This is a genomic window from Streptomyces purpurogeneiscleroticus (assembly GCF_020024005.1).
Classification (GTDB): Bacteria; Actinomycetota; Actinomycetes; order Streptomycetales; family Streptomycetaceae; genus Streptomyces; species Streptomyces purpurogeneiscleroticus.
On sequence record NZ_NHSG01000118.1, the window covers coordinates 1 to 20,257 of the forward strand.

A 20,257-nucleotide genomic window follows, 5' to 3' on the forward strand; every position below is an offset into this window, starting at 1 on the left:
GCGGAAGAGGTCCGCCGGGGTGTCGGCCATGACCATCAGCCGGGCGATGCGGAACGGGTCGTCGGCGGGCGAGCTGAAGGCCCGCACGGCCGTCGTGGCCGAGGTCCAGCCCGCCGCGCGGACCGTGCGGCGGACCAGCGGGCTGGAGTAGCCGTGCGGGTAGGCGAACGCGGACACCGGGTGCCCGAGGACGTCCTCGATGCGGCGTTTGCAGCCCGAGATCTCGGCGCACAGCCGCCGCCGCGGCAGCGTGTCCAGCTGCGCGTGGGTACGGCTGTGCCCGCCGATCCCGATGCCACAGGCGTCGAGCGTGCTGACCTGGCGCCAGTTCAGCATCGGGGCCGGCGGCAGCAGGCTGCCGCCGGGGGGCTCGCCCGGCGCGTGCACGGCCCCGGTGGTGAGGTACAGGGTGGCGGGCAGCCCCCGCTCGGTGAGCTGCGGGGCGACCGTCCAGTAGAAGTCCGCGAAGCCGTCGTCGAAGGTGAGGACGGCGCACCGGGGCGGCAGCGGCGGCCCGCCGCGCACCGCCGCGACCAGCCGCTCCAGCGGGATCACGGTACGGCCGCTGTCGATGATCCGGTCCAGCTGTTCGGCGAAGACGCGCGGGGTGACGGTGAAGGGGGCCAGCCAGGAGGGCGGGTCGTCGGACACCGAGTGGTACAGGAAGACCGGCACCGGGTTCGTGTGCGGGGTCATGGCGGGCCCCCTTCCGGGGCGGGCGGCGGCGCCGGGCCCGGTTCTCCCGGGGTGCGGTGGCCCGTCGGTGCGGCCGGTTCGAAGGAGGCGGCAGCGGCCGGCGCCCGGCGGAGCCCGGCCCGGTCGCCGGGGGTACCGGTGGGGTGCACCAGAGCGAGCGGGTGCCCGTGCAGCCGCACCCACGCCAACACGCGCCGGTCCACGCCGACGGCGCCCGAACCGGCCGGTGAGCGCGGCTCACCGGGCGAGGCCGGGTCCGGTTCGACGACGCGGACGCGAGTGTCCAGCGAGTCGCGGGCGGCGATCCAGGGGCAGGCCGTCGTGGCGGTGCGCCGGCCGGAGCCGTGCATCATTCCCCTCCTGCGTGAGGCCAGGGGCCAGCCCGGTACGGGCGTGCGGTGCCGCCGGACGTCGGGCGTGGCCCGGATGAAGAGGCGGTGCCGTCCCGGCACGGCCTGGGGAAACCGGAAGGGCGCTGGGTGCGGCGGGATGTCCCTGCCGCCGGGCCCTCCCGAGCGCCGCGAACGGCGCGGGGCCGGCTGTGCGGGCCGCTGGAGAGCGGTCCGTTCCGCTCCGAAAAGCGGAGCCAGGTACTCAGATTTGCAGCATCCTCACCGACAGTCAAGGCGAAGGGGGTGAATTGCCTCAAATATTGCGAAATGGACTGCCGTTGGTCACTCGCTGTAGTGCCTGGCGTCGTTGTGCGCGGCCGCGCGCCGCAGCTCCTGGGCGATCCGCCGGGTGATCTCGCCGGGCCGTGCCGGGCGGCCGAAGTGCCAGCCCTGGCCCCAGTCGCACCCCATGGCCCGCAGCCGCTCCGCGTCGGCCGCCGTCTCCACGCCCTCCGCCGTCACCTTCACGCCGAGCGCCCGCGCCAGCGAGACCAGCCCTTCGATGACCCGCCAGCTCTGCCGCGCGGCGGCCTCCGGCCGGTGGGTGTCCGCGAGGAACGAACCGGCGATCTTCAGTCCGGAGACCGGGAGTTCGCCGAGGTACCCCAGCGGCGACCAGCCGGTGCCGAAGTCGTCCACCGCGAGCGTGATGCCGGTGTCCGCGAGGCTGCGCAGCGTCGGCATCGAGTCGTCGTCGGTCCGCATCACGGCGCTCTCGGTGATCTCCAGCTGGAGCAGCCTCGGGTCCAGCCCGGAGGAGCGCAGCACCCTGCCGATGTCGGCCGCGAGCCGCGCGTCCCTGGCCTGGTGCACGGAGACGTTGACGTTCACCTGCGGCGCCGCGGGCCCGAACCGGCGCACCCACTCCGCCGCCTGCCCGCACGCCTCCTCCAGGACCCAGCGGCCCAGCCGCATGATCATCCCGGTCTGCTCGGCGGTGGCGATGAAATCGTCCGGGCTCAGCACGCCGAAGTCCGGGTGCCGCCACCGTACGAGCGCCTCCACGGCGGCCAGCGAGCCGTCCGAGAGCGTGCACAGCGGCTGGTAGTCCACGAAGAACTCGCCGCGCTCCAGCGCCGCCGGCATCCGTACCGACATCGCGTAGCGGGTCACCTCGCGCGCGTGATGGCCCGGGTCGAAGAGCGTCCACCGGCCGCGGCCCGCCTCCTTCGCCCGGTACAGCGTCAGGTCGGCGGCGCGCACCGCGGCCTCCGGCGTGGTCGTGGCCACCGACCGCTCCAGCACGCCCACGCTGGCCCGCACCGACAGCCGGCGGTCGGCGACCGGGACCGGATTCGACAGCGCCGCCAGCGCGGCCTTCGCCACCGTCACGGCATCCTGCTGCCCCCGGGAGCGCTCCAGCAGCATCACGAACTCGTCGCCGCCCAGCCGCGCCACGAGATGCCCCAGCGGCGCCATCGCGGTCTCCAGCCGCCGCGCCACCGCGACGAGCAGCTCGTCACCGGCCGCGTGCCCCAGGCTGTCGTTGACGAACTTGAAGCCGTCCAGGTCGAGATAGCAGATGCCGAACCGGGCGTCGGCGAGGGGTGCCCGGAAGAGCCGTTCGAGGCGGTCGATGAAGGCCGCCCGGTTGGGCAGGCCGGTCAGCGTGTCGTGGGTGGCCTGGTGGCGCAGCCGCTCCTCCAGCCGGTACCGGTCGGTGATGTCCTCCAGCAGCGCCACCTGGTAGCGCGGTACCCGCTCCTCGTCCCGGATCAGCGAGCACGTCAGGTGCGTCCAGACCACCTCGCCGTCCTTCCGGAAGTACGGCTTGGTGCACTCGAAGCGCTCCCGCTCGCCCCGGATCAGCTCGTCGTACGCCTGCCAGGTGCCCGGCTCGTCCTCCGGGTGCACCAGATCGGTGATCCGGCGGCCGCGCAGCTCCTCCACGCGGCCGCCGAAGATGTCCAGCAGCGCCCGGTTGACCTCCAGGATGTTGCCGTGCAGATCGCCGATGCCGATGCCGATCGGGGCGTTCTCGAACAGCGCGCGGAAGCGGGCCTCGGTCGCCCGCTGGGACCGCTCGGCCGTCTGCCGCGCGGTGTCGGCCGCGGCCCGGATCTCCTCCTGGTCCCGCAGTGTCCGCTCGCGCAGCGCCGCCGCCCACCCGGCCGCGAAGGCGCCGGCCACGACGGGCCCGCGGCCCTTCGGTACCGGGTGCGCGTGCAGCAGCTCGACCGCGCGGGCCAGCACCGAGGGGTCGGTGTAGTGCGCGTCGACCAGCAGCGTCCCGGCCTCCTCGGCCGCGGCCGTGCACGCCGGGTCGTCCTGCCAGGACCGGCGCAGCAGTTCGGCGGTCCGGGCGGTGAGCCGCTGCCGCGCAGCGGGGTGCACCGTGAGCCCCAGCCCTTCCCGCAGCAGCCCGGCCCAGGACTCCTCGAAGTGTGCGGACGCTCCCCGGCCCGGCTCGGCAGTGCTCACGGACGACGCCCCACGCCGGCCAGGCCCGTCATCCGCTCCGGATGCGGCCCCACCGCGTCCGGCGTCTCGGGCCGCCACTCGGGCAGGTAGACCACGCCCGGCTCGACGAGCTCGAATCCGTCGAAGTACGCGGTGATCTGCGCCCGGGAGCGCATCGTGAGCGGGGTGCGGGTGCGGGCATACAGCTCCTGGTGCGGGCCGGCCTGGTCGGGGCGGCCCTCCAGTGACGCGTGGGAGAGGGCCAGCGCGCTGCCCGGGGGCAGTGCGTCCCGCAGCGTGGCGACGATGCCGGGCGGGTCCGCCTCGTCCGGGACGAAGTGCAGCACCGCGACCAGCAGCACCGCCACCGGCTCACCCGGATGGAGCAGGCCGGCGACGGGGGCCCGGGCGAGCAGCCCGTGCGGGTCCCGCACGTCCGCCTGGACGACGTCGACGTGCGGATCGTCCCGCACCAGCAGCCTGCTGTGCGCGACCGCGACCGGGTCGATGTCGACGTACACCACCCGGGCGTCCGGGCATACCTCCTGGGCGACCTCGTGCACCGCGCCGAAGGTGGGAATGCCCGAGCCCAGGTCGAGGAAGCGGGTGATGCCCTCGCCGGCCAGGTACTGCACCGCGCGGCGCAGAAAGGCCCGGTTGCTCCGCATGATCATCGGCAGGTCGGGCCAGAGGGCGATGGCCTGGCGGGCCATCTCGCGGTCGGCGGGGAAGTTGTGCGAGCCGCCCAGGAAGTAGTCGTAGATCCGGGCGGCATTCGGGCGGTCCAGATCCGTTCCCGGTGGCACCCACGAGACAGACCGCTGCATCACTGACCCCTTCCGCGCCGGGCAGGGACTTCAGCCTCAGAGCTCCACACAATTCTCATATCGGGCGCATGGGTGTGCAAGCGGGTGCGCTGTTCCCCCGCATGCGCGTATGCGCGTCCGCGGCTCGCGAGGTCGGCGGGGCCCGCCCGAGAATGGACGGACCATGCCCGGACGCATCGAGGACTACGGGATCATCGGCGACCTGGAGACGGCCGCCCTGGTCGGCAGGGACGGCTCGGTCGACTGGCTCTGCCTGCCCCGTTTCGACTCGCCCGCCGCCTTCGCCGGCCTCCTCGGCACCGACGGGCACGGCCACTGGCGGATCGCCCCGGCCGGCCGGCCCCTGCCCTGCACCCGCCGCAGCTACACCGGCAGCACCCTGGTCCTCGAATCGCTCTGGGAGACCCCCGACGGCACGGTCCGCGTCCTGGACTTCATGCCCCCGCGCGACCGGGCGCCCCGGCTGATCCGCATCGTCGAAGGGCTGGCCGGCGAGGTCCCGATGCACAGCGCGCTGCGGCTGCGCTTCAACTACGGCCGCGTCCTGCCGTGGGTGCGCCGCACCGGCCACCACCGCATCGCGACCGCAGGGCCGGACTCCGGCTGGCTGCGCGTGCCGCCCGGCGTGCACACCTTCGGCGCCGACGGCGCCACCTGCTCGGAGTTCACCGTCCGGACCGGCGACCGGGTCCCCTTCGTCCTCACCTGGCAGCCGTCCCACCTGCGCACCGTCCAGGTCACCGACCCCGAGCGCGCCCTGCGGCAGACCACGGAGGGCTGGCAGCGCTGGGCGGCGACCTGCCGGTACGAGGGGGAGTGGCGCCCCGACGTACTCCGCTCGCTGATCACTCTCAAAACCCTCGCCTACCGCCCGACCGGCGGTATCGTCGCCGCGCCCACCACCTCGCTGCCCGAGGCCATCGGCGCGCCGCGCAACTGGGATTACCGCTTCTGCTGGCTGCGGGACTCCAGCATGACGCTCTCCGCACTGCTGCGCGGCGGCTTCCACGAGGAGGCGGCCGCCTGGCGGCGCTGGCTGGTACGCGCCATCGCCGGCGACCCCGCGGACCTGCAGACCCTCTACGGCCTGGCCGGTGAGCGCCGGCTGCCGGAATCCACGGCGCCCTGGCTCCCCGGCTACGAGGGCTCGGGCCCGGTCCGGCTGGGCAACGCGGCGGTCGACCAGTTCCAGCTGGACGTCTACGGCGAGGTGGCCGACACCCTGTACCTCGCCCAGGCGGCCGGCATCCCCATGGAACGCCGCGTCTGGACCCTCTTCCGCACCCTCATGGACGCGCTGGAGCAGCGCTGGCGGGAGCCGGACGAGGGCCTGTGGGAAATGCGCTGCGGCCGCCGCCACTTCGTGCACTCCAAGGTCATGGCGTGGGTGGCCGCCGACCGGGCGGTACGCCTCGCCGAGAAGACCGGCCTGCCCGCGCCGCTCGCGCGCTGGCGGACGCTGCGCGACGCCGTGCACGCCGACGTCTGCGCGCACGGATACGACGCGGACCGCGGCGTCTTCGTCCAGCACTACGGTGGCCGCGGCCTGGACGCCGCCACGCTCTTCATCGTCAAGACCGGCTTCCTGCCCCCGGACGACCCGCGCGTGATCCGTACGGTGGACGCCGTACGCACGGAACTGGACCACTACGGATTCCTGCGCCGTTACTCGGGCGACGGGCCCGCCGCCGGGCCGCCCGGCGACGGCCCGGCCGGGGACGGGCTGCCCGGTACCGAAGGCGCCTTCCTGGCCTGCTCGTTCTGGCTCGCCGACGCGCTGCTCGCCACCGGCCGGCACGCCGAGGCCCGCGCCCTCTTCGCGCGCACCCGGGCCCTCGGCAACGACCTGGGCCTGTTCGCCGAGGAGTGGGACGGCGCGGCCGGCCGCCAACTGGGCAATACACCCCAGGCGTTCACCCATGTCGCGCTCGTCAACTCCGCGTTCGACCTCGCGGCGGCCGGTGCGGACCGCAGCCCCGTGTGAGGCCGCGCGAGGCCGGTTCCCGCCGTCTCGGGGGGCCGTCGGCGGGGTACCCGGCCGGGGTCCCGCACGACGAGACGAGAGGGGCCCGCACATGGCCGAGAAGCAGCAGGACGTCGTGGAGCTGCTGGAGCAGCAGCACCAGCAGATCCGCCGACTTCTGGACGACGTCGTGAACCACAAGGGTGAGGAGCGCAAGCACGCGTTCCAGCGCGTGGTGCGCCTGCTCGCCGTGCACGAGACGGCCGAGGAAGAGGTCGTCCATCCCTACGTCCGCGACCACGTCGAAGGCGGCGAACAGGTCGTCAAGGACCGGACGGCGGAGGAGAAGGGCGCCAAGGAGGCGCTGAGCCGGCTGGAGGACATGGACGTCGACTCCTCGGAGTTCCACGAGAAGTTCGCGGCGGTCCGCCAGGACATCCTGGCGCACGCCGAGGCGGAGGAGAAGTCCGAGTTCACCCACCTGCGCGCGGTCGCGGACCGGCGCGGGCTGGAGGGGCTGGCCAAGGCGGTCAAGGCGGCCGAGGCAGTGGCGCCGACGCACCCGCACCCGGGCGCCGAGTCCGCGCTGGCGAACCTCCTCGTCACTCCGGTGGCCTCCGTGATCGACCGCACGAGGGACGCGGTGCGGGCGGCGATGGGCAAGTAACCGACCCGTACCGGAACGTTCCCGCACCACACAGGCGGCCCCGCCCTCGCGGCGGGGCCGCCGTACTGCCCTGTGCGTGGCGTTACAACCGGTCCTCCTCCCGCGGGAGGAGGGAGCCGAGGGGGCCCAGGTCGAGGTTGAGTTCGTCGCGGCCCACCTCGTAGCGGGCGCAGAGCTCGTCCATCCGGCGTTCCAGCAGCATCAGCGTCGTACCGATGCGCTCCTCCTGGTCCTCGGACAGGTCGCCCTGTTCCACGCGGCGCAGCGCCTGCCGCTCCATGAGCTGGTGCAGCAGCTCCACGACGGTCAGCACCAGCCGCATGAGGTCCCGCTCGACGCTCTCCTCGTCCAGTTCCACGCGCCTGGTCACGGCAGCCTCGCCTCCTCCACGTACACCGGCTCCGCCGGTCCCGCCCCGTCCGGGCCGATTTCGGCGAACGGCGACGGGACGTTCTCGTTCACCGAACTGATCAGGGCGCGCAGGTCGACCCGTACGAGATCCACGTCCGCGATGCGCAGGGTGAGGTCACCGGCGATCACCACGCCGCCGGCGAGCAGCCGGTCGAGCAGGTCGATCAGCGCGACGGGGGTCTGGGGGCCTGCGGTGGGAGTGCTCATGAGGTGCTCCGGCCGGCCTCGTCGTCCGGCAGGTCGGTGAAGGAGTACGGGGCCCAGGGGCCGGTCAGTTCGATCCGCAGGGCGGGGGAGCGGGCCGCCAGCTCGCCGACCCGCTCGGCGAACGTGCCGGCTGCCTCGCGGCGTACCAGGTACGCACCGTTGAGGAGGTTCGGGCCGCGCGAGACGGCGGGGCGGGCGCCCGCGGGGGCCCGGCCGGCGGCGTCGGGCGCGCCGGACGCGGCGACGGCCTCGGCGAGCCGGCCGTCCTGCGGGCGGTGCAGCCGGCTGTGCTCGGCGGCCCGCGCGAGGGCGTCGTGCACCTCCCGGGCCAGGCCGTCGGCCTCGTGCAGCGCGGCGCCCTCGGCCTTGCGGTCCCGCAGCCGCCGCCGCAGGAAGTCCCGCCCGGACTCCGCCTCGGCCGGCTTGCGGTCGTCGTCCGGCCCGGGGCCGTCCGGTTTGCGGTCGCCCGGCTTGCGGTCGTCCGGGACCTGTTGGGCGTACGCCTTCACGCCCCACTCCAGCCGGCCTTCCAGCCGGCTCAGCAGCCGCTCGAACCGCTCCGCGTGCGCGGCCAGCGCGGCCCGTACCGCGTCCTCGTCCCGGTACACCGTGACCAGCCGCAGCGGCAGTACGCCGACCGCCGCCGCGGTCTCGTCCACGACCCGCCGGTGCGCCCGCGCGGTCGCCTCCAGCCACGTCAGGTCCTCCAGGCGGTCGCGTACCCCCGGCTGGTCGAACTCCGCGGCGGGCACATCGGACACCAGCGCGGCCAGTGGCCCCTCCGCCACGGTGCGCACGGGCGCGTCCTTGATGCCGTACAGACCGGCGGGCGGCCGGGCGCCGCGGTGGAGGACGGCATAGGCGTACGTCAGCCGGCCCTCCTGGCGCGTGCTCACGGTGACTCCTCCTTCCGTTCCTCCAGGGCCCGCCCGCCCGGAGCCCGTTGCTCCAGAGCGGCCAGGCGTTCCTTCAACTCGGCGTTCTCCCGGGCCAGTTCGCGTTGTTCCCGGTTCCGGTCCCGGCGTTCCTGGGACAGTTCCTTGCGGCGGGCGCCGGACGACAGCGACGGGTCGTCGCGCCACCAGTCGATGCCCATCTCCTCGGCGCGCTCCACCGAGGCCACGATCAGCCGCAGTTTGATGGTCAGCAGTTCGATGTCGAGCAGATTGATCCGGACATCGCCGACGATCACCACGCCTCTGTCCAGGACGCGTTCGAGGATGTCGGCGAGGTTGGCGCCGCCGCCGGCGCCGGGAGCGGGATAGGACATGGGTTACGCGCTCACCTCACCCGTTCCGGCTCGGGTTCGTACTCATCGGCGGGCTCGCCCTCTTCCTCTTCCTCGTAGGCGTACGCCTCTTCCTCGTCGCCTTCGTAGGTCTCGGCGTCGCCCTCGGCCTCTTCGTCGGCCTCGTCCGTGCCGGTGTCGTTCTCTTCCTCGTACGTGTCGGCCGCCTCCTCGTCCTCCTCGCGGGCCACCGCGTCCTCGTGGGACTCGACGACCTCGCCGTCGCGGATCTCGCCGCGCCAGCCGTCGGTCGCCTCGCCGCGCAGCATCACGAAGCGGCGGAAGTGCTTGAGGTCGAGCCGGGCCCGCCGTCCCTGGGCGCGCCACAGGTTGCCGGTGCGTTCGAAGAGGCCCTTCGGGTAGTACTCGATGACCAGCAGAACGCGGGTCAGGTCCGGCGTCAGCTCGTGGAAGGTCACCACACCCTTGAGGGTCGCCTTCGCGCCCTGTGCCGACCAGGCGATGCGCCGGTCCGGCAGCTGCTCGGTGACGGAAGCCTCCCAACTGCGGCTGGACCAGAAGACCTTGGCCCGCCAGGTGGAGGTGGTGTCGTCCGTGCGCGCCACGTCCTGCACACCCTTGGCGAAGGAGCTGAACTCCTGGAACTGCGTCCACTGGTCGTACGCGGTGCGCAGCGGTACCCCGACGTCCGTGTCCTCGACGACGGTGACGAACCGTCCGGTCCCGGTGCCGGAGCGCTTGCCGCCGCGGGCGCCGATGGCGCCGCGCACCAGCCGGCCGAGGCCGCGGCCGAGGCTGAGGCCGAGCCCGGGGCCGTTGCCCTCGGCCATGTCCTGCAGCCGGGTGGTCGCGGCGCCCAGCTTCCGGCCGCCGGCGATCAGCAGCCGCTGGGCCTGGGCCGCGGCGAACGCGGTGGCCTCCTCCTTGAGCCGGTCGGTGGCCGGGCTGCGGGCGATGCTCTCCTTGAGGAGGGCGGTGGTGCCGCCCTGATTCTGGTCAGCCATCGGTACGCTCCCGGCTCCGGCCGGGCTGTTTCCCGGGCTGCTTGCCGGACGGTTTGGCGGACTGCTTCGCGGCGGTCCTGGGCCCGGTCTTCGCCGTGCCCGCCCGGCCCGTTTCGGTCTTCTTGGCGCGCCGGGCCCGTTGGGCCGCCGGCGTGGCCTTGGTCGTGGCCTTCTTGCGCGGGGCGGGCTGGTCTTCCGGTTCCTCCGGCTCCTCCGGCTCCTCCGGCTCTTCCCGCGGGGCGGGCTCGTCGTCCTCGGCCCGCGTCTCCGCCGTACCGCCGGTGAGCCGTTCCTGGACGCCCGCGGTGCGTGCGTGCAGGCTGTCCGCCAGTCCGTCGATGCGACGGGTGACGAACGCGCCCGCCGCCGCGCGGCCCACTCCGCCCAGGTCGTCCCGCAGCTGATCACGCAGCTCCGCGAGCTGCGGGTCGGCCTTCAGCCGCTCGTCCACCAGGTCCAGCAGCCGCTGCGGGTCGAGCTGCAGCCGCCGCCCCAGGACCATGCCGCCGATGCTGAGGGCGAGCTTCGCCTTCTTAGTGCGGCCCAGTACGTATCCGCCGGCGACGGCCAGTGCCAGTGCCGCCCGGTTGTTCATCTCAACCGTCTCCTCGTCCTTCTCACTGTCCTCGGTGTCGCTGTTCCCGCGCCGCCTCCAGCCGGTCCAGCAGTGCGTCCTCGCGCCGGTCGAACTCCGCCTCGTCGATCAGGCCGTCGTTCAACTCCCGCTCCAGGTCCCGCAGTGCGTGCTGGATGACCCCGGGGTCGTAGTACTGCCGCTCCGCCTCGGCGACGAGCTGGCTCAGCACCCACCCGGTGCCGCGCACCGGTGCGGCGGGCAGCAGCAGTACTTCCTTGAGCAGGCCCATCAGTCACGGCCCGCGTGTTCGGCGGCCGACTGGGCCGGGCGCACAAAGCTGTAGGGCGGCAGCGGGCCGTTCACCAGCAGCTCCAGCTGCGGCTGTTCCTCGGCGAGCCGGTGCACCGCCTCGGTGAACGGCGCGGTCTCCGACTGCGGCAGCAGGAACGAGAGGTTCACCAGCCAGCCCGTCCCCTCGGGGCCGGGCGCCGACTGCTCCGCGAGCGGGGCCAGGGCCCGCTCGACCGTGTGCGCGTCACGCACCTCGCGGGCCCGTACGGCGTTGGCCACCAGCTCGCCCAGGTGCACCCGCTCGTTGTAATCGCCACCGCCGGACGCCTGCAGGGCCTCCGTGAGTCGGCGGACCTCCGGCTCGTCGTCGACGACGAGCCGCAGTACGGCCTCCTCGCGGTGCGATGCCTTGACGTTGTACTCCACCCTGCCGGTCAGCTCGGCCAGCTGTGTCTTGTAGTGCTCGGTGTGTTCGCCGAGCGCCCCGCGCACCGCGTCGTCGTCCGTCGAGAGCGAGCCGAAGCGCAGCGGCAGCACCGCGCCCGCGCTGCCCGTCTCGGTGAGGACGTGCTGGTGGGCCAGCAGGTCGCGGCGCTTGGGGCGCAGCCCGTCGGGGCAGTCGCTGACCACGGCGGCCAGCTCGCCGGCCCGTACGATCCGCACCGGCCGCGGCGGGTCGCCGACACCCAGAACCGGCTGCTCGGGGGCGGGGTGGTCGGCGTGCGCTATGCCGTAGACATAGGTGGTCATCAGCTCTCCTCCCTCTTGCGGGAGCTGGTGGTGCGCCGCGGCCGGCGCGGCTCTTCGTCGCCGGACCCGCCGGAGGCGTCTTCCCGGCCCTGGCCGATGGCTTCGGCGAAGGTCTGGGCGGCACCCGAGAGCGCGCCCTTGCTCTTGCCGCGCGCGCCGGACTCGGTGATCTCGCCGACCAGGTCGGGGAGTCCGGGCTCCTTCTTGCGGCCGGACTCCAGGTCCAGCCGGTTGCACGCCTCGGCGAACCGCAGATAGGTGTCCACGCTCGCCACCACGACCCGTACGTCGATCTTGAGGATCTCGATGCCGACCAGGGAGACGCGCACGAAGGCGTCGATCACCAGTCCGCGGTCCAGCACCAGCTCCAGTACGTCGTACAGTCCGCTGGTGCCACCACCTCCCCGGCTGCCTCCTTCTTGTTGCGCGGGAATCACAGTCATGTCTACGGGTTTCCTTTCGCGCGTTCGTAGCGGCCGACGCGCCGGTACCCGATGAGCACACCCTCCTCATCGAGGGTCAGCTCATACAGCGCCATCAGGCTCATCGTGTCGGGCACCCTGGAGAGCTCCAGTACTTCGGCTTCCAGGAGCCAGCCGTCCCCGGTCTTCTCGAACCGGGTCACGGTCTCGGGGTGCAGTCCGGTGAGCTCGGCGAGCTGTTCGCGCGCCGCGCGCATCAGCTCGGGCAATGCCAGGCCCTTCGCGGGGCCCCGGCGGTCGCCTTCGTCCGGTGTCTTTGCTTTGTCCGTCATGAAGTCATCTCTGTGGGGCTTCTCCGTCCGGGCGTTTCCGCCGGGAAGTCCGTGTCGCACCGAGTACCGCCGAGGGACGCGGGGAAACCCAAGTGCCGCGGCCGGTTCCCACCGTCCGTCCCGGTGCCGGGTCGCCGATCTTCGCGGGCGCCCCGATGATGGATTGAGGCCCGCAGGGCGGGGGACCCGGTGATCAGCCGAAGGGGACTGCTGTCCACCGAATCCGGTCCATGGTCAAGGCGAGCAGGAGGCATCAGTGGCCGCGCAACCCCACGACCACCACGACGACGCGGGGAGCGGCGCCCGGGACGGGCGACCGCAGAACCCCAGGGAGAAGCACCCGCAGCCCGACTTTCCCGCGCAGGAACAGGAGCACCCCGGCTGGACCGGGCCGATGGACCCGCCACCGGACCACGGTGAGGACTCCTACCGCGGCAGCGGCCTGCTGACGGACCGCAAGGCGCTGCTGACCGGCGGCGACTCCGGCATCGGCCGCGCGGTGGCGCTGGCCTTCGCACGCGAGGGCGCCGATGTGCTCTTCACCTATTTGCCGGAGGAGGCCGACGAGGCCCGCGAGACCTCCCGGCTGGTCGAGGAGGCGGGCCGGAAGGCCGTCGCGGTCTCCTGCGACATCCGCGAGGAGTCGGCGTGCCGCCGGCTCGTGGAGCGGGCGGTCGCGGAGTTCGGCCGGATCGACATCCTGGTGAACAACGCGGCGTACCAGATGTCCCAGCCGGACGGCATCCAGGCCATCAGCACCGAGCAGTTCGACCGGGTGCTGCGCACCAACCTCTACGGCATGTTCTGGCTGTGCAAGATGTCGCTGCCGCACATGCCCAAGGGCAGCTCGATCATCAACACCACGTCCGTACAGGGTTACAAGCCCAGCCCGCACCTGCTGGACTACGCGACGACCAAGGGCGCCATCGTCACCTTCACGCAGGGGCTCGCGCAGATGCTCGCCCCGGACGGCATCCGCGTGAACGCCGTCGCGCCGGGCCCGGTCTGGACGCCGCTGATCCCGGCGACACTGCCGGACACCGTGGAGTTCGGGAAGCAGGCGCCGCTGGGCCGCCCTGCACAGCCCGCAGAGATGGCGCCCGCCTATGTGTTCCTCGCCTCCGAGCACGCCGCGTTCATCACGGCCGAGATCGTGAACGCCACCGGCGGCACCCCGCTGCCTTGATGGGCTGGTGGCGCTGGCTCAAGTGGGAGGTTGCCGCCGTCCTGCGGGCCGCGCGCGGCGCGGTGAGCGGCCCGGGGCCCGAGCGGGACGCGGCGGTGCAGTCGCTGAAGGCGGCGGCCGCCGCCGCGCTCGCCTGGGCCGTGACGGGCTGGTGGTGGGGCGCGCCGATGGCACTGATGGCGCCGTGGACGGCGGTCGTGCTGGTGGAGAGCACCGTCTACCGGTCGGTGCGGTCCGGGCTGCAGCAGCTGGCGGTGATCGCGGCCGGCACGGTCATCGCGGCGGGCGCGGCGATGCTGACCGGCAACAAGATGGGCGCGATGGTGCTCGCCCTGCCGCTCACCGTCCTGCTGGGCAATTACGCGCGCTTCGGGCAGCAGGGCATGTACGCGTCCACGACGGCGCTGTTCGTGCTGGCGTACGGCTCGTACTCGCTGTACGACATCGGGCACCGGCTGCTGGAGTCGGTCATCGGCGCCGCCATCGGGATCACGGTGAACGCCCTGGTCTTCCCGCCGGTGCACGCCCGCAGCGTGCGGCACATGCTCTACACGCTGCCGAGAGACAGCGCCGACCTGCTGCACACCATCGCCCAAGCGCTGCGCGAGGCCGGCGACGAAGGGTACAGCCGGGAGGACGCCGAGAGCTGGCAGGACCGCGCGCGGCGGCTCGCCAACGCCGTCACCGACCTGCACACCGCGCGCGGCTGGGACCAGGAGAGCTACCGCCTCAACCCCGGTTACCGGCTGCGCCGCCGCGGCAGCGCCGCGCCGCCGGCGGACTGGGACGAGACCTGGGACGGGATCAGTGAGCACCTCAAGACGCTCACCCGGACGCTGCGCGAGGCGGCCCCCGACCAGAACGACCTGGCCCCACCGCCGCCCGGCGCGCTCGGGCTGGCCGCCGACGTGCTGGACGCGGCGGGGAACGTCTGCGAACACGACCTGCACCTGCTCGACGAGGGACCGGAGGAGGAGCGTGAGGGCCGGCGGGCCGCGGACCTGGACCGCGCGTGGGAGGCGCACGGCCGGCTCAAGGAGTGGCTGTCGAATCTGGACGGGGAAGCCTCCGCCTCGCTCGGCGGTCTGACCGCGGAGATGCAGCGGCTGCTGTACGCGCTCGGTCCGCAATTCCCGCTGCGGTCCCGGGCGGCGTGAGGAATCAGGACGCTTTCTTTTTCTTCTGCTGGGTCTTCTGGCCCGATTGGCTCTTCGTGCTCTTCGTGCTCTTCGCGGTCTTCTTGGTGCTCTTCTTCGCGCTGCCCCCGGAGGAGCCGCCCTTCGCCCGGTCCACGCTGGCCTGGAGGGCCTCGCGCAGGTCGATGACGTTGGTCGCCTTCGGCGCCGGCTCGGCCTTCTCCACCGTCTCGCCGGTGCGCTTGGCCTCCACGAGCCGCCGCACCTTCTCCTGGTACGTGTCGTGGTACTCGTCCGGGTCCCAGTCGATGGACAGTGCGTCGATCAGCTGGACCGCGGTGTCCAGCTCCTTCTTGTCCGGCTTGGTGCGCCCCGGCAGCGTCGGCAGTTCCTTGTGCGGGTCGCGGACCTCGTCTGCCCAGTGCAGGGTGTGCAGGGCCAGGATGTCGTCCTCGGCCTTGACGGCGACGAGGTACTCGCGGTTGCGCATCACGAAGGTGGCGATGCCGGCCTTGTTCGCCTTCGCCAGCGCCTCCCGCAGCAGGCCGTAGACCTTGGCGTACTCCTTGCCCTTGGGCGCGAGGTAGTACGTCTTGTCGAAGTAGATCGGCTCGACCTCGTCCAGGTCGACGAACCCGGTGATCTCCAGGGACTTGGACCGGCCCGGCGCGATCTCGTCCAGCTCGTCCGGCTCGACGAGGACGTACTCGTCCCCGGCGTCATAGCCCTTGACGATGTCGTCGTAGGCGACTTCCTTGCCGGTGCGTTCGTTGACCCGCTTGTTGCGCACCCGGTCGGAAGTGCCGCGTTCGAGTTGGTGGAAGTGGACCGTGTGGCTCTCCGTCGCGGTCACCAGCTGTACGGGCAGGGAGACCAGCCCGAACGAGAGCGCACCGGCCCAGACTGCGTGTGCCACGTCCGCCACCTCCTCGCCTCCCATCGCACCCCGTACCGGCGGGGGCCGCATCCGGTGTGCGCCGTCCGGAGCACACCGGGGAAGGGCGGTGTTTTCGGAGGTTTGGGCACCCGTGAGCGTGGCACTCGGCTTCCCGGCCGAGCGGCCGGTCATGGGAGAGATGGGAAAGCGCCGGGCCGGAGGGGAGAATCCGGCCCGGCGCAACCATGCCGGGAGAAGGGCGGCCGCGCCGGGCCGCCCCGCGCGAGGTCAGGTACGGCGCTCCTCGACACCGAGGCCGAGCGACCGGGCGATGTCCTGCACATTGGCGAACTGCTGCCCGCCCGGGAGGTTCTCGGCCCGCGCGAGGACGCGGTCCGGCGCGTTGTTGTCCCGCAGGGAGTCCAGCACGGCGGCCCGGTCGGCGGGGTAGATGCTGGGGTCGAGGTGGCGGGCCAGGTCCGACCGGACCTCCACGTCCTCGGCGGACATCCCCGGGGGCGTCCCGCCTTCGAGCGTCCCCTCGGGCGAGCGGCGCACCGCCGGCTGGTCCTCGCCCGCCGGCTCGGGCTCGTGCTCCTCCTCCACCCGGATGCCACGATTGGCCCGCAGCTCGCCCTCCAGGCGCTTCTTCACCTCGTCGTCCTGCAGCGGGCTGTCCGGCCCGCTCCCCTTCTCGGCCATGTCTTCCTCCAGAGGTCGGTGCTGATGGGCTGCGTGCCGCCGGGACGTCCGGGGAGCGCGTACGGTGGCCCCGGTGACCTGCCGCGGCGCCTCCGGAGTGCCCGTCGCCGCGGTACCGGAAACCCGAAACGATCAGCTTCGGCCCAACGGCGCAGCGGACCCGGACGACGCCAGGACAGTGGCCCGGACGACGGCCCGGACTGCGGTCGCTCAGGCGGTCTTCGGGGTGCTCGACAGCGGCGGCGTGTGCGCGCCGCTCGCCTTCCGCAGGCCGCTCAGCAGCGCGCCCACCGCCTCGGCGGCGGTGCTCTCCGGCCGCCAGCCCAGCTCCTCGCGCGCCTTGCCGCAGTCCATCAGCGGCAGTCCCAGCACCGCGTCGAACAGGTGCGGCGAGGCGCGTACCAGCCGCAGCCGCCAGCCCGTACCGAGCGCCGCGCGGGCGGCCGCCGCGGGCATCCGTACCGTACGGGCCTTCAGCAGCCGCGCCAGGAACGGCATGTCCACCGGCGGCTCGGCCGCGAGGTTGAAGGCGCCGCGCGCGTCGCCGAGGACGGCCAGCCGGTAGGCGCGGGCCGCGTCCTCGGTGTGCAGCACCTGGAAGCGCAGGCCCGGGACGTCCGGCAGGAACGGCAGCAGCCCGGGGCGCGCCAGCTTGCCGACCGGCGCGGGCGTCGCGGGCCCGCCGAAGATCCGACGTTGCTCGGACGCCGCCTCCTCCTTGAAGAGGAACGCCGGGCGCATCCGCACCACACGCATGTCCGGGTGCTCGCGCTCGTAGCCGTCCAGGACCCGTTCCAGATACGCCTTCTCGCGGCAGTACGCGGCGTCCGGCCAGCCGTGCGTGGGCCAGGACTCGTCCACCTTGTGGTCCTTGGGGCCGGGGGAGTAGGCCCCGACCGAGGAGGCGTGGACGAGCGCCGGCACCCCGGCGCGGGCCGTCGCCTCGAAGACCCGCAGGGAGCCGAGGACGTTGGTGCGCCAGGTCTGCGGCGGATGGTGGGTGGGCTGGAAGGCCCAGGCGAGGTGCACGACGGCCGACGCGCCCGCGAAGTCCGCCGCGAGGTCGCACTCCTCGTCCGCGATGTCGGCCGCGGTCCAGGTGGTCTTCGGCGGGGCGTCGCGCGGCGTGCGGCGCGCGATGCAGTGGACCACGTCGATCTGGGGGTCCTCGCTCAGTATGCGGACCACACTCGTGCCGACGTTGCCGGTGGCGCCGGTCACCACGACCCGGCGCTCGGGGGCACTGCTCATGAGCTGCTTCCTCTCCTGCCGCGTGCGCGCCGCGCCGACGCGTGGACGGTGCCCGTCCCGGGTGCCCTCGCGCGCCCGCCGCTACACGTCGGTGCCGAGGTCCAGCTGCTCCAGCGGGTGCAGGGCGGGGCCGTTCAGTACCGCGCCCTCCGTGGAGAACCGCGACCCGTGGCAGGGGCACTCCCACGCCGTCTCCGCCGTGTTGAAGGCGACCAGGCAGCCCAGGTGGGTGCAGCGCGCCGAGACCGCCTGTACCGTGCCCTCCTCGTCCCGGTACACCGCGCACCGTCGGGCGCCGATCCGTACCACCGCGCCGGTCCCCGGCGGCACGTCGGCGACGGAGTCGACGTGCGTGGTGCGCAGCCGGTCGCCGATGAAGTGCTGGGCGACCTTCGCCTGGTGGCTGAGGAACGCGGGCGCCTCGCGGACCGGCCCCCACAGCCGCCGCGGGTCGTACAGACCGGCCCACGGCGGCGGATCGCCGCTGATCAGCCCGGCGATCAGGCGCCCGGCCAGCGCGCCGCCGCTGAGCCCCCAGCCGCCGAAGCCGGTGGCGACGTAGGCGTGCCGGGCGCCGGGGTGGAACGGCCCGATCAGCGGCACCGTGTCGGTGGAGTCGTTGTCCTGGGCCGCCCACCGGTAGGCGACGTCCGTACCGGGGAAGTGCCGCTCGGTCCACTCGGCCAGCCGCCGGAACCGCGCGACGGCGTCACCCGTGCCGGGTGGGAACTGCTCCCCGGTGACGACGAGCAGCCGCCGGTCCTCACCGTACGGCGCGGTGCGTACGGAGCGCTTGCCCTCCTCCTCGGTGATGTACATGCCCTGCACGTCGCGGTCCGCCTCGATCGGGGCCGCGACCACCAGCTCCCTGCGGGGCGAGAGCCGGGTGAAGAGCAGCGCCCGGTCGAACACCGGATAGTGCGTGGCCACGACCACCTCACGGGAGGTGACCGTCGCGCCGGTCTCGGTCGTCACCCGGCACGGCGCGCCCTCGTGCAGCCCGGTGGCGCGCGTGCGTTCGTACACCTCGCCGCCCCGCTCCCGCAGGTCGTCGGCGAGCGCCAGGAGGTACTTGCGGGGGTGGAAGAGCAATTGGTCGTCGACGCGCACCGCACCGGCCACGTCGAACGGCAGTCCGGTCTTGGTGACGTAGGCGGCCGGCAGCCCCGCCTCCCGCGCCGCGTCGGCCTCCGCGCGCAGCTGGTCGGTGCCGGCCGGGTCGCGGACGTAGGTGTACGCGGGGAAGCGTTCCAGCTCGCAGTCGATGTCCAGCTCCTGCGCGATCTCGGCGACGCGTTCCACGGCGCCCTGCTGGGAGACCGCGTACTGCAGGGCAGCGCCGGCGCCGCGGGTGCGGCGGAGCTTGTCGTAGACCAGGGTGTGCAGCGCGGTGAGCTTGGCGGTGGTGTAGCCCGTGACGCCGGCGGCGATCCGGTCCGCTTCGAGGACGACGACGCGGTGCCCCGTCCGGGACAGCTCCCACGCCGTACTGATCCCCGCCATGCCGCCCCCGATCACCGTGACATCGGCTTCGGTGTCCTCGGTCAGCGGGGCGTACGACGTGGTGTGCGCGCTGGCCATCCAGTACGACTCGTCGATGCCGGGAAGGTCTGAAGTGTGGGACATGCGGGGACGGGTGCCCCTGCGGGCCCTGGCCGAAGCCTGCCGGTCCGGTGATGCGCCCGTACGGAGGGACCGCGGCCGCCGGGAGGCGGTGCGGTCACCGGGTCCCGCCCGGTGTTGCGGGTTCCGCCGGGAGCCGGACCATGGGAGGGGGCGACCGCGGCGAGGAGGCGGCACATGGGCGGCGACCTGCTCGCGGCGGTGCGGACCACGGGGCGCTACCGGACCGCCGCCGAGGCCGAGCGAGCGGTCCAGCAGGTACTGGCGGCCTTCGCGGGCCAGCTCACCGGCGAGGAACGGCGCGCGTTCCTCAGGTCGGTGCCGCCCGGGATCATCCCCGGCGGGATAAGGGACGAGCGGCGCCGTACCGCGTGCGAATTCGTGGACAGCGTGGCGGCCCGCACGGAGGGCGCCACGCACGCCACCGCGCGCTGGGACGCCAGCACCGTCCTCACCGCGATCGGCGGCCACCTGGGCGAGGAGCTGCTGCAGCGGGTGCTGGCGCAGCTGCCCCGGGGCTACGCGCTGCTGTTCGGCCGCGCCGATCTCACCCCCACCGCCTGAACGGTCTTTTCCGGTTTTCGGGACGTTTGACCGTGCCTTCTCATGGCACTCGTGCGCCGGGCCATGGGCTCCATGGGGATGGGAAAAGCGCCGGGCCGGGACCGTCGTACCGGCCCGGCGCGCATCCCTGTACAGAAAGAGAGCCATTCGGCCCAATCCTGCCCGATCGGTCGAGTTGCGGCGTTACGGGACTGAGGTAACGGGAACTCGTCCGATGGCGCCCGGAGGGTCCGGCCGCGCCGCTTTTGCGAAAGGTGGCAGCACTCATGGGTCACGGCGGCGACGTCATCGAAGAATTGACCACCGACCACCGTGAGGTGACCGAGCTCTTCCAGCAGATCGAGAGCAGCACGCCCGGCTCGGACGAGCGCAAGCGCCTCGCCGACCACCTGACGATCGAGCTGGTCCGGCACTCGGTGGCCGAGGAACAGCACCTGTACCCGGCGGTGCGCAAGCACCTGCCCGAGGGCAACGCGCTCGCCGACAAGGAGATCGCCGACCACGGCCGCGTGGAGGAGCTGCTGAAGAACCTGGAGAAGACCGACGCCGAGAACCCCGACTTCAACCACCTCGTCGTCAAGCTGCGCAGCGAGGTCACCGAGCACGTCAGGGACGAGGAGGGGCGGCTCTTCCCGCAGCTGAAGGACGCCTGCCCGCAGGAGGAGCTGGACGCGCTCGGCGAGAAGATCCGCAGCGCGAAGAAGTCGGCGCCCACCCGCCCGCACCCCAA

General features: G+C 73.1%; 24 protein-coding genes. 6 read left to right on the forward strand and 18 right to left on the reverse strand.

Annotated elements, in window-relative coordinates; all coding sequences use genetic code 11:
* The 4 genes from CCS38_RS05930 to CCS38_RS05945 form a co-directional block, all read right to left on the reverse strand.
* The coding region (locus CCS38_RS05930; protein WP_223732135.1) for a polysaccharide deacetylase family protein at nt 1-696 on the reverse strand (696 nt) is incomplete at its 3' end.
* Nucleotides 693-1,049, reverse strand: coding sequence for a hypothetical protein (locus tag CCS38_RS05935; RefSeq protein WP_223732136.1), 357 nt, complete (start codon nt 1,047-1,049; stop codon nt 693-695). The genes CCS38_RS05935 and CCS38_RS05930, both read right to left, overlap by 4 nt.
* Before the next feature lie 321 nt (nt 1,050-1,370).
* Nucleotides 1,371-3,509 (reverse strand): putative bifunctional diguanylate cyclase/phosphodiesterase, encoded by a 2,139-nt coding sequence (locus CCS38_RS05940; RefSeq protein WP_223732137.1) that lies wholly within the window; start codon nt 3,507-3,509, stop codon nt 1,371-1,373.
* The gene (locus tag CCS38_RS05945; protein WP_223732138.1) at nt 3,506-4,315 is read right to left on the reverse strand and encodes an SAM-dependent methyltransferase; all 810 of its coding nucleotides are present in this window, start codon (nt 4,313-4,315) and stop codon (nt 3,506-3,508) included. The genes CCS38_RS05940 and CCS38_RS05945 overlap by 4 nt, the downstream gene beginning before the upstream one ends.
* A gap of 163 nt (nt 4,316-4,478) precedes the next feature.
* Between CCS38_RS05945 and CCS38_RS05950 the strand changes: the two genes are divergently transcribed.
* Entirely contained in the window at nt 4,479-6,299 is a 1,821-nt protein-coding gene (locus CCS38_RS05950) for a glycoside hydrolase family 15 protein (RefSeq protein ID WP_223732139.1), read from the forward strand.
* 91 nt (nt 6,300-6,390) lie between these two features.
* A complete protein-coding gene (locus CCS38_RS05955; RefSeq protein WP_223732140.1) occupies nt 6,391-6,945 on the forward strand; it encodes a hemerythrin domain-containing protein in 555 nt (184 codons plus the stop codon).
* An 82-nt stretch (nt 6,946-7,027) separates the two neighbouring features.
* Here the strand turns inward: CCS38_RS05955 and CCS38_RS05960 are convergent, their stop codons facing one another.
* The 10 genes from CCS38_RS05960 to CCS38_RS06005 are packed head-to-tail and all read right to left on the reverse strand — an operon-like array spanning nt 7,028 to nt 12,188.
* A complete protein-coding gene (locus CCS38_RS05960) occupies nt 7,028-7,315 on the reverse strand; it encodes a gas vesicle protein K (RefSeq protein ID WP_223732141.1) in 288 nt (95 codons plus the stop codon).
* Nucleotides 7,312-7,563, reverse strand: a complete 252-nt coding sequence (locus CCS38_RS05965) for a gas vesicle protein (RefSeq protein ID WP_223732142.1) — start codon at nt 7,561-7,563, stop codon at nt 7,312-7,314. The genes CCS38_RS05960 and CCS38_RS05965 overlap by 4 nt, the downstream gene beginning before the upstream one ends.
* Nucleotides 7,560-8,459 (reverse strand): GvpL/GvpF family gas vesicle protein, encoded by a 900-nt coding sequence (locus CCS38_RS05970; protein WP_223732143.1) that lies wholly within the window; start codon nt 8,457-8,459, stop codon nt 7,560-7,562. The genes CCS38_RS05965 and CCS38_RS05970 overlap by 4 nt, the downstream gene beginning before the upstream one ends.
* Nucleotides 8,456-8,833, reverse strand: coding sequence for a gas vesicle protein (locus CCS38_RS05975; protein WP_223732144.1), 378 nt, complete (start codon nt 8,831-8,833; stop codon nt 8,456-8,458). The genes CCS38_RS05970 and CCS38_RS05975 overlap by 4 nt, the downstream gene beginning before the upstream one ends.
* Before the next feature lie 11 nt (nt 8,834-8,844).
* On the reverse strand, nt 8,845-9,816 hold the full coding sequence (locus CCS38_RS05980; protein ID WP_223732145.1) for an SRPBCC family protein: 972 nt from the start codon (nt 9,814-9,816) through the stop codon (nt 8,845-8,847).
* Nucleotides 9,809-10,411, reverse strand: coding sequence for a DNA primase (locus CCS38_RS05985; RefSeq protein ID WP_223732146.1), 603 nt, complete (start codon nt 10,409-10,411; stop codon nt 9,809-9,811). Before CCS38_RS05985 ends, CCS38_RS05980 begins: the two co-directional genes overlap by 8 nt.
* A 22-nt stretch (nt 10,412-10,433) precedes the next feature.
* Nucleotides 10,434-10,682 carry a gas vesicle protein GvpG gene (locus CCS38_RS05990; protein ID WP_223732147.1) on the reverse strand — a complete coding sequence of 83 codons (249 nt, stop codon included), beginning with the start codon at nt 10,680-10,682 and terminating at the stop codon, nt 10,434-10,436.
* Complete coding sequence (locus tag CCS38_RS05995; protein ID WP_223732148.1) at nt 10,682-11,434, reverse strand: GvpL/GvpF family gas vesicle protein; 753 nt, start codon at nt 11,432-11,434, stop codon at nt 10,682-10,684. Before CCS38_RS05995 ends, CCS38_RS05990 begins: the two co-directional genes overlap by 1 nt.
* On the reverse strand, nt 11,434-11,877 hold the full coding sequence (locus CCS38_RS06000; RefSeq protein ID WP_223732149.1) for a gas vesicle structural protein GvpA: 444 nt from the start codon (nt 11,875-11,877) through the stop codon (nt 11,434-11,436). The genes CCS38_RS05995 and CCS38_RS06000 overlap by 1 nt, the downstream gene beginning before the upstream one ends.
* Nucleotides 11,878-11,879: 2 nt before the next feature.
* Nucleotides 11,880-12,188 carry a gas vesicle protein GvpO gene (locus CCS38_RS06005; RefSeq protein WP_223732150.1) on the reverse strand — a complete coding sequence of 103 codons (309 nt, stop codon included), beginning with the start codon at nt 12,186-12,188 and terminating at the stop codon, nt 11,880-11,882.
* Nucleotides 12,189-12,444: 256 nt separating this feature from the next.
* On the opposite strand from CCS38_RS06005, the gene CCS38_RS06010 reads away from it, so the two are divergent.
* Nucleotides 12,445-13,374, forward strand: coding sequence for an SDR family oxidoreductase (locus CCS38_RS06010; protein WP_223732151.1), 930 nt, complete (start codon nt 12,445-12,447; stop codon nt 13,372-13,374).
* Entirely contained in the window at nt 13,374-14,531 is a 1,158-nt protein-coding gene (locus CCS38_RS06015) for an FUSC family protein (protein ID WP_223732152.1), read from the forward strand. The genes CCS38_RS06010 and CCS38_RS06015 overlap by 1 nt, the downstream gene beginning before the upstream one ends.
* A gap of 4 nt (nt 14,532-14,535) precedes the next feature.
* Here the strand turns inward: CCS38_RS06015 and ku are convergent, their stop codons facing one another.
* The 4 genes from ku to CCS38_RS06035 all read right to left on the reverse strand — a co-directional run bounded on the left by ku (nt 14,536) and on the right by CCS38_RS06035 (nt 18,966).
* Nucleotides 14,536-15,426 carry a non-homologous end joining protein Ku gene (ku, locus tag CCS38_RS06020; RefSeq protein ID WP_223732153.1) on the reverse strand — a complete coding sequence of 297 codons (891 nt, stop codon included), beginning with the start codon at nt 15,424-15,426 and terminating at the stop codon, nt 14,536-14,538.
* A gap of 249 nt (nt 15,427-15,675) precedes the next feature.
* Entirely contained in the window at nt 15,676-16,089 is a 414-nt protein-coding gene (locus tag CCS38_RS06025; RefSeq protein ID WP_223732154.1) for a DUF2795 domain-containing protein, read from the reverse strand.
* A 210-nt stretch (nt 16,090-16,299) separates the two neighbouring features.
* Nucleotides 16,300-17,340 carry an NAD-dependent epimerase/dehydratase family protein gene (locus CCS38_RS06030; protein ID WP_223732155.1) on the reverse strand — a complete coding sequence of 347 codons (1,041 nt, stop codon included), beginning with the start codon at nt 17,338-17,340 and terminating at the stop codon, nt 16,300-16,302.
* An 81-nt stretch (nt 17,341-17,421) separates the two neighbouring features.
* Nucleotides 17,422-18,966 (reverse strand): FAD-dependent oxidoreductase, encoded by a 1,545-nt coding sequence (locus CCS38_RS06035; RefSeq protein ID WP_223732156.1) that lies wholly within the window; start codon nt 18,964-18,966, stop codon nt 17,422-17,424.
* A gap of 174 nt (nt 18,967-19,140) precedes the next feature.
* Here CCS38_RS06035 and CCS38_RS06040 point away from each other — a divergent pair, with 174 nt between their 5' ends.
* Both CCS38_RS06040 and CCS38_RS06045 read left to right on the forward strand, forming a co-directional pair.
* Complete coding sequence (locus CCS38_RS06040) at nt 19,141-19,527, forward strand: DUF2267 domain-containing protein (protein WP_223732157.1); 387 nt, start codon at nt 19,141-19,143, stop codon at nt 19,525-19,527.
* Between the two features lie 266 nt (nt 19,528-19,793).
* A partial coding sequence (locus CCS38_RS06045) for a hemerythrin domain-containing protein (RefSeq protein ID WP_223732158.1) occupies nt 19,794-20,257 on the forward strand: 464 nt, incomplete at its 3' end.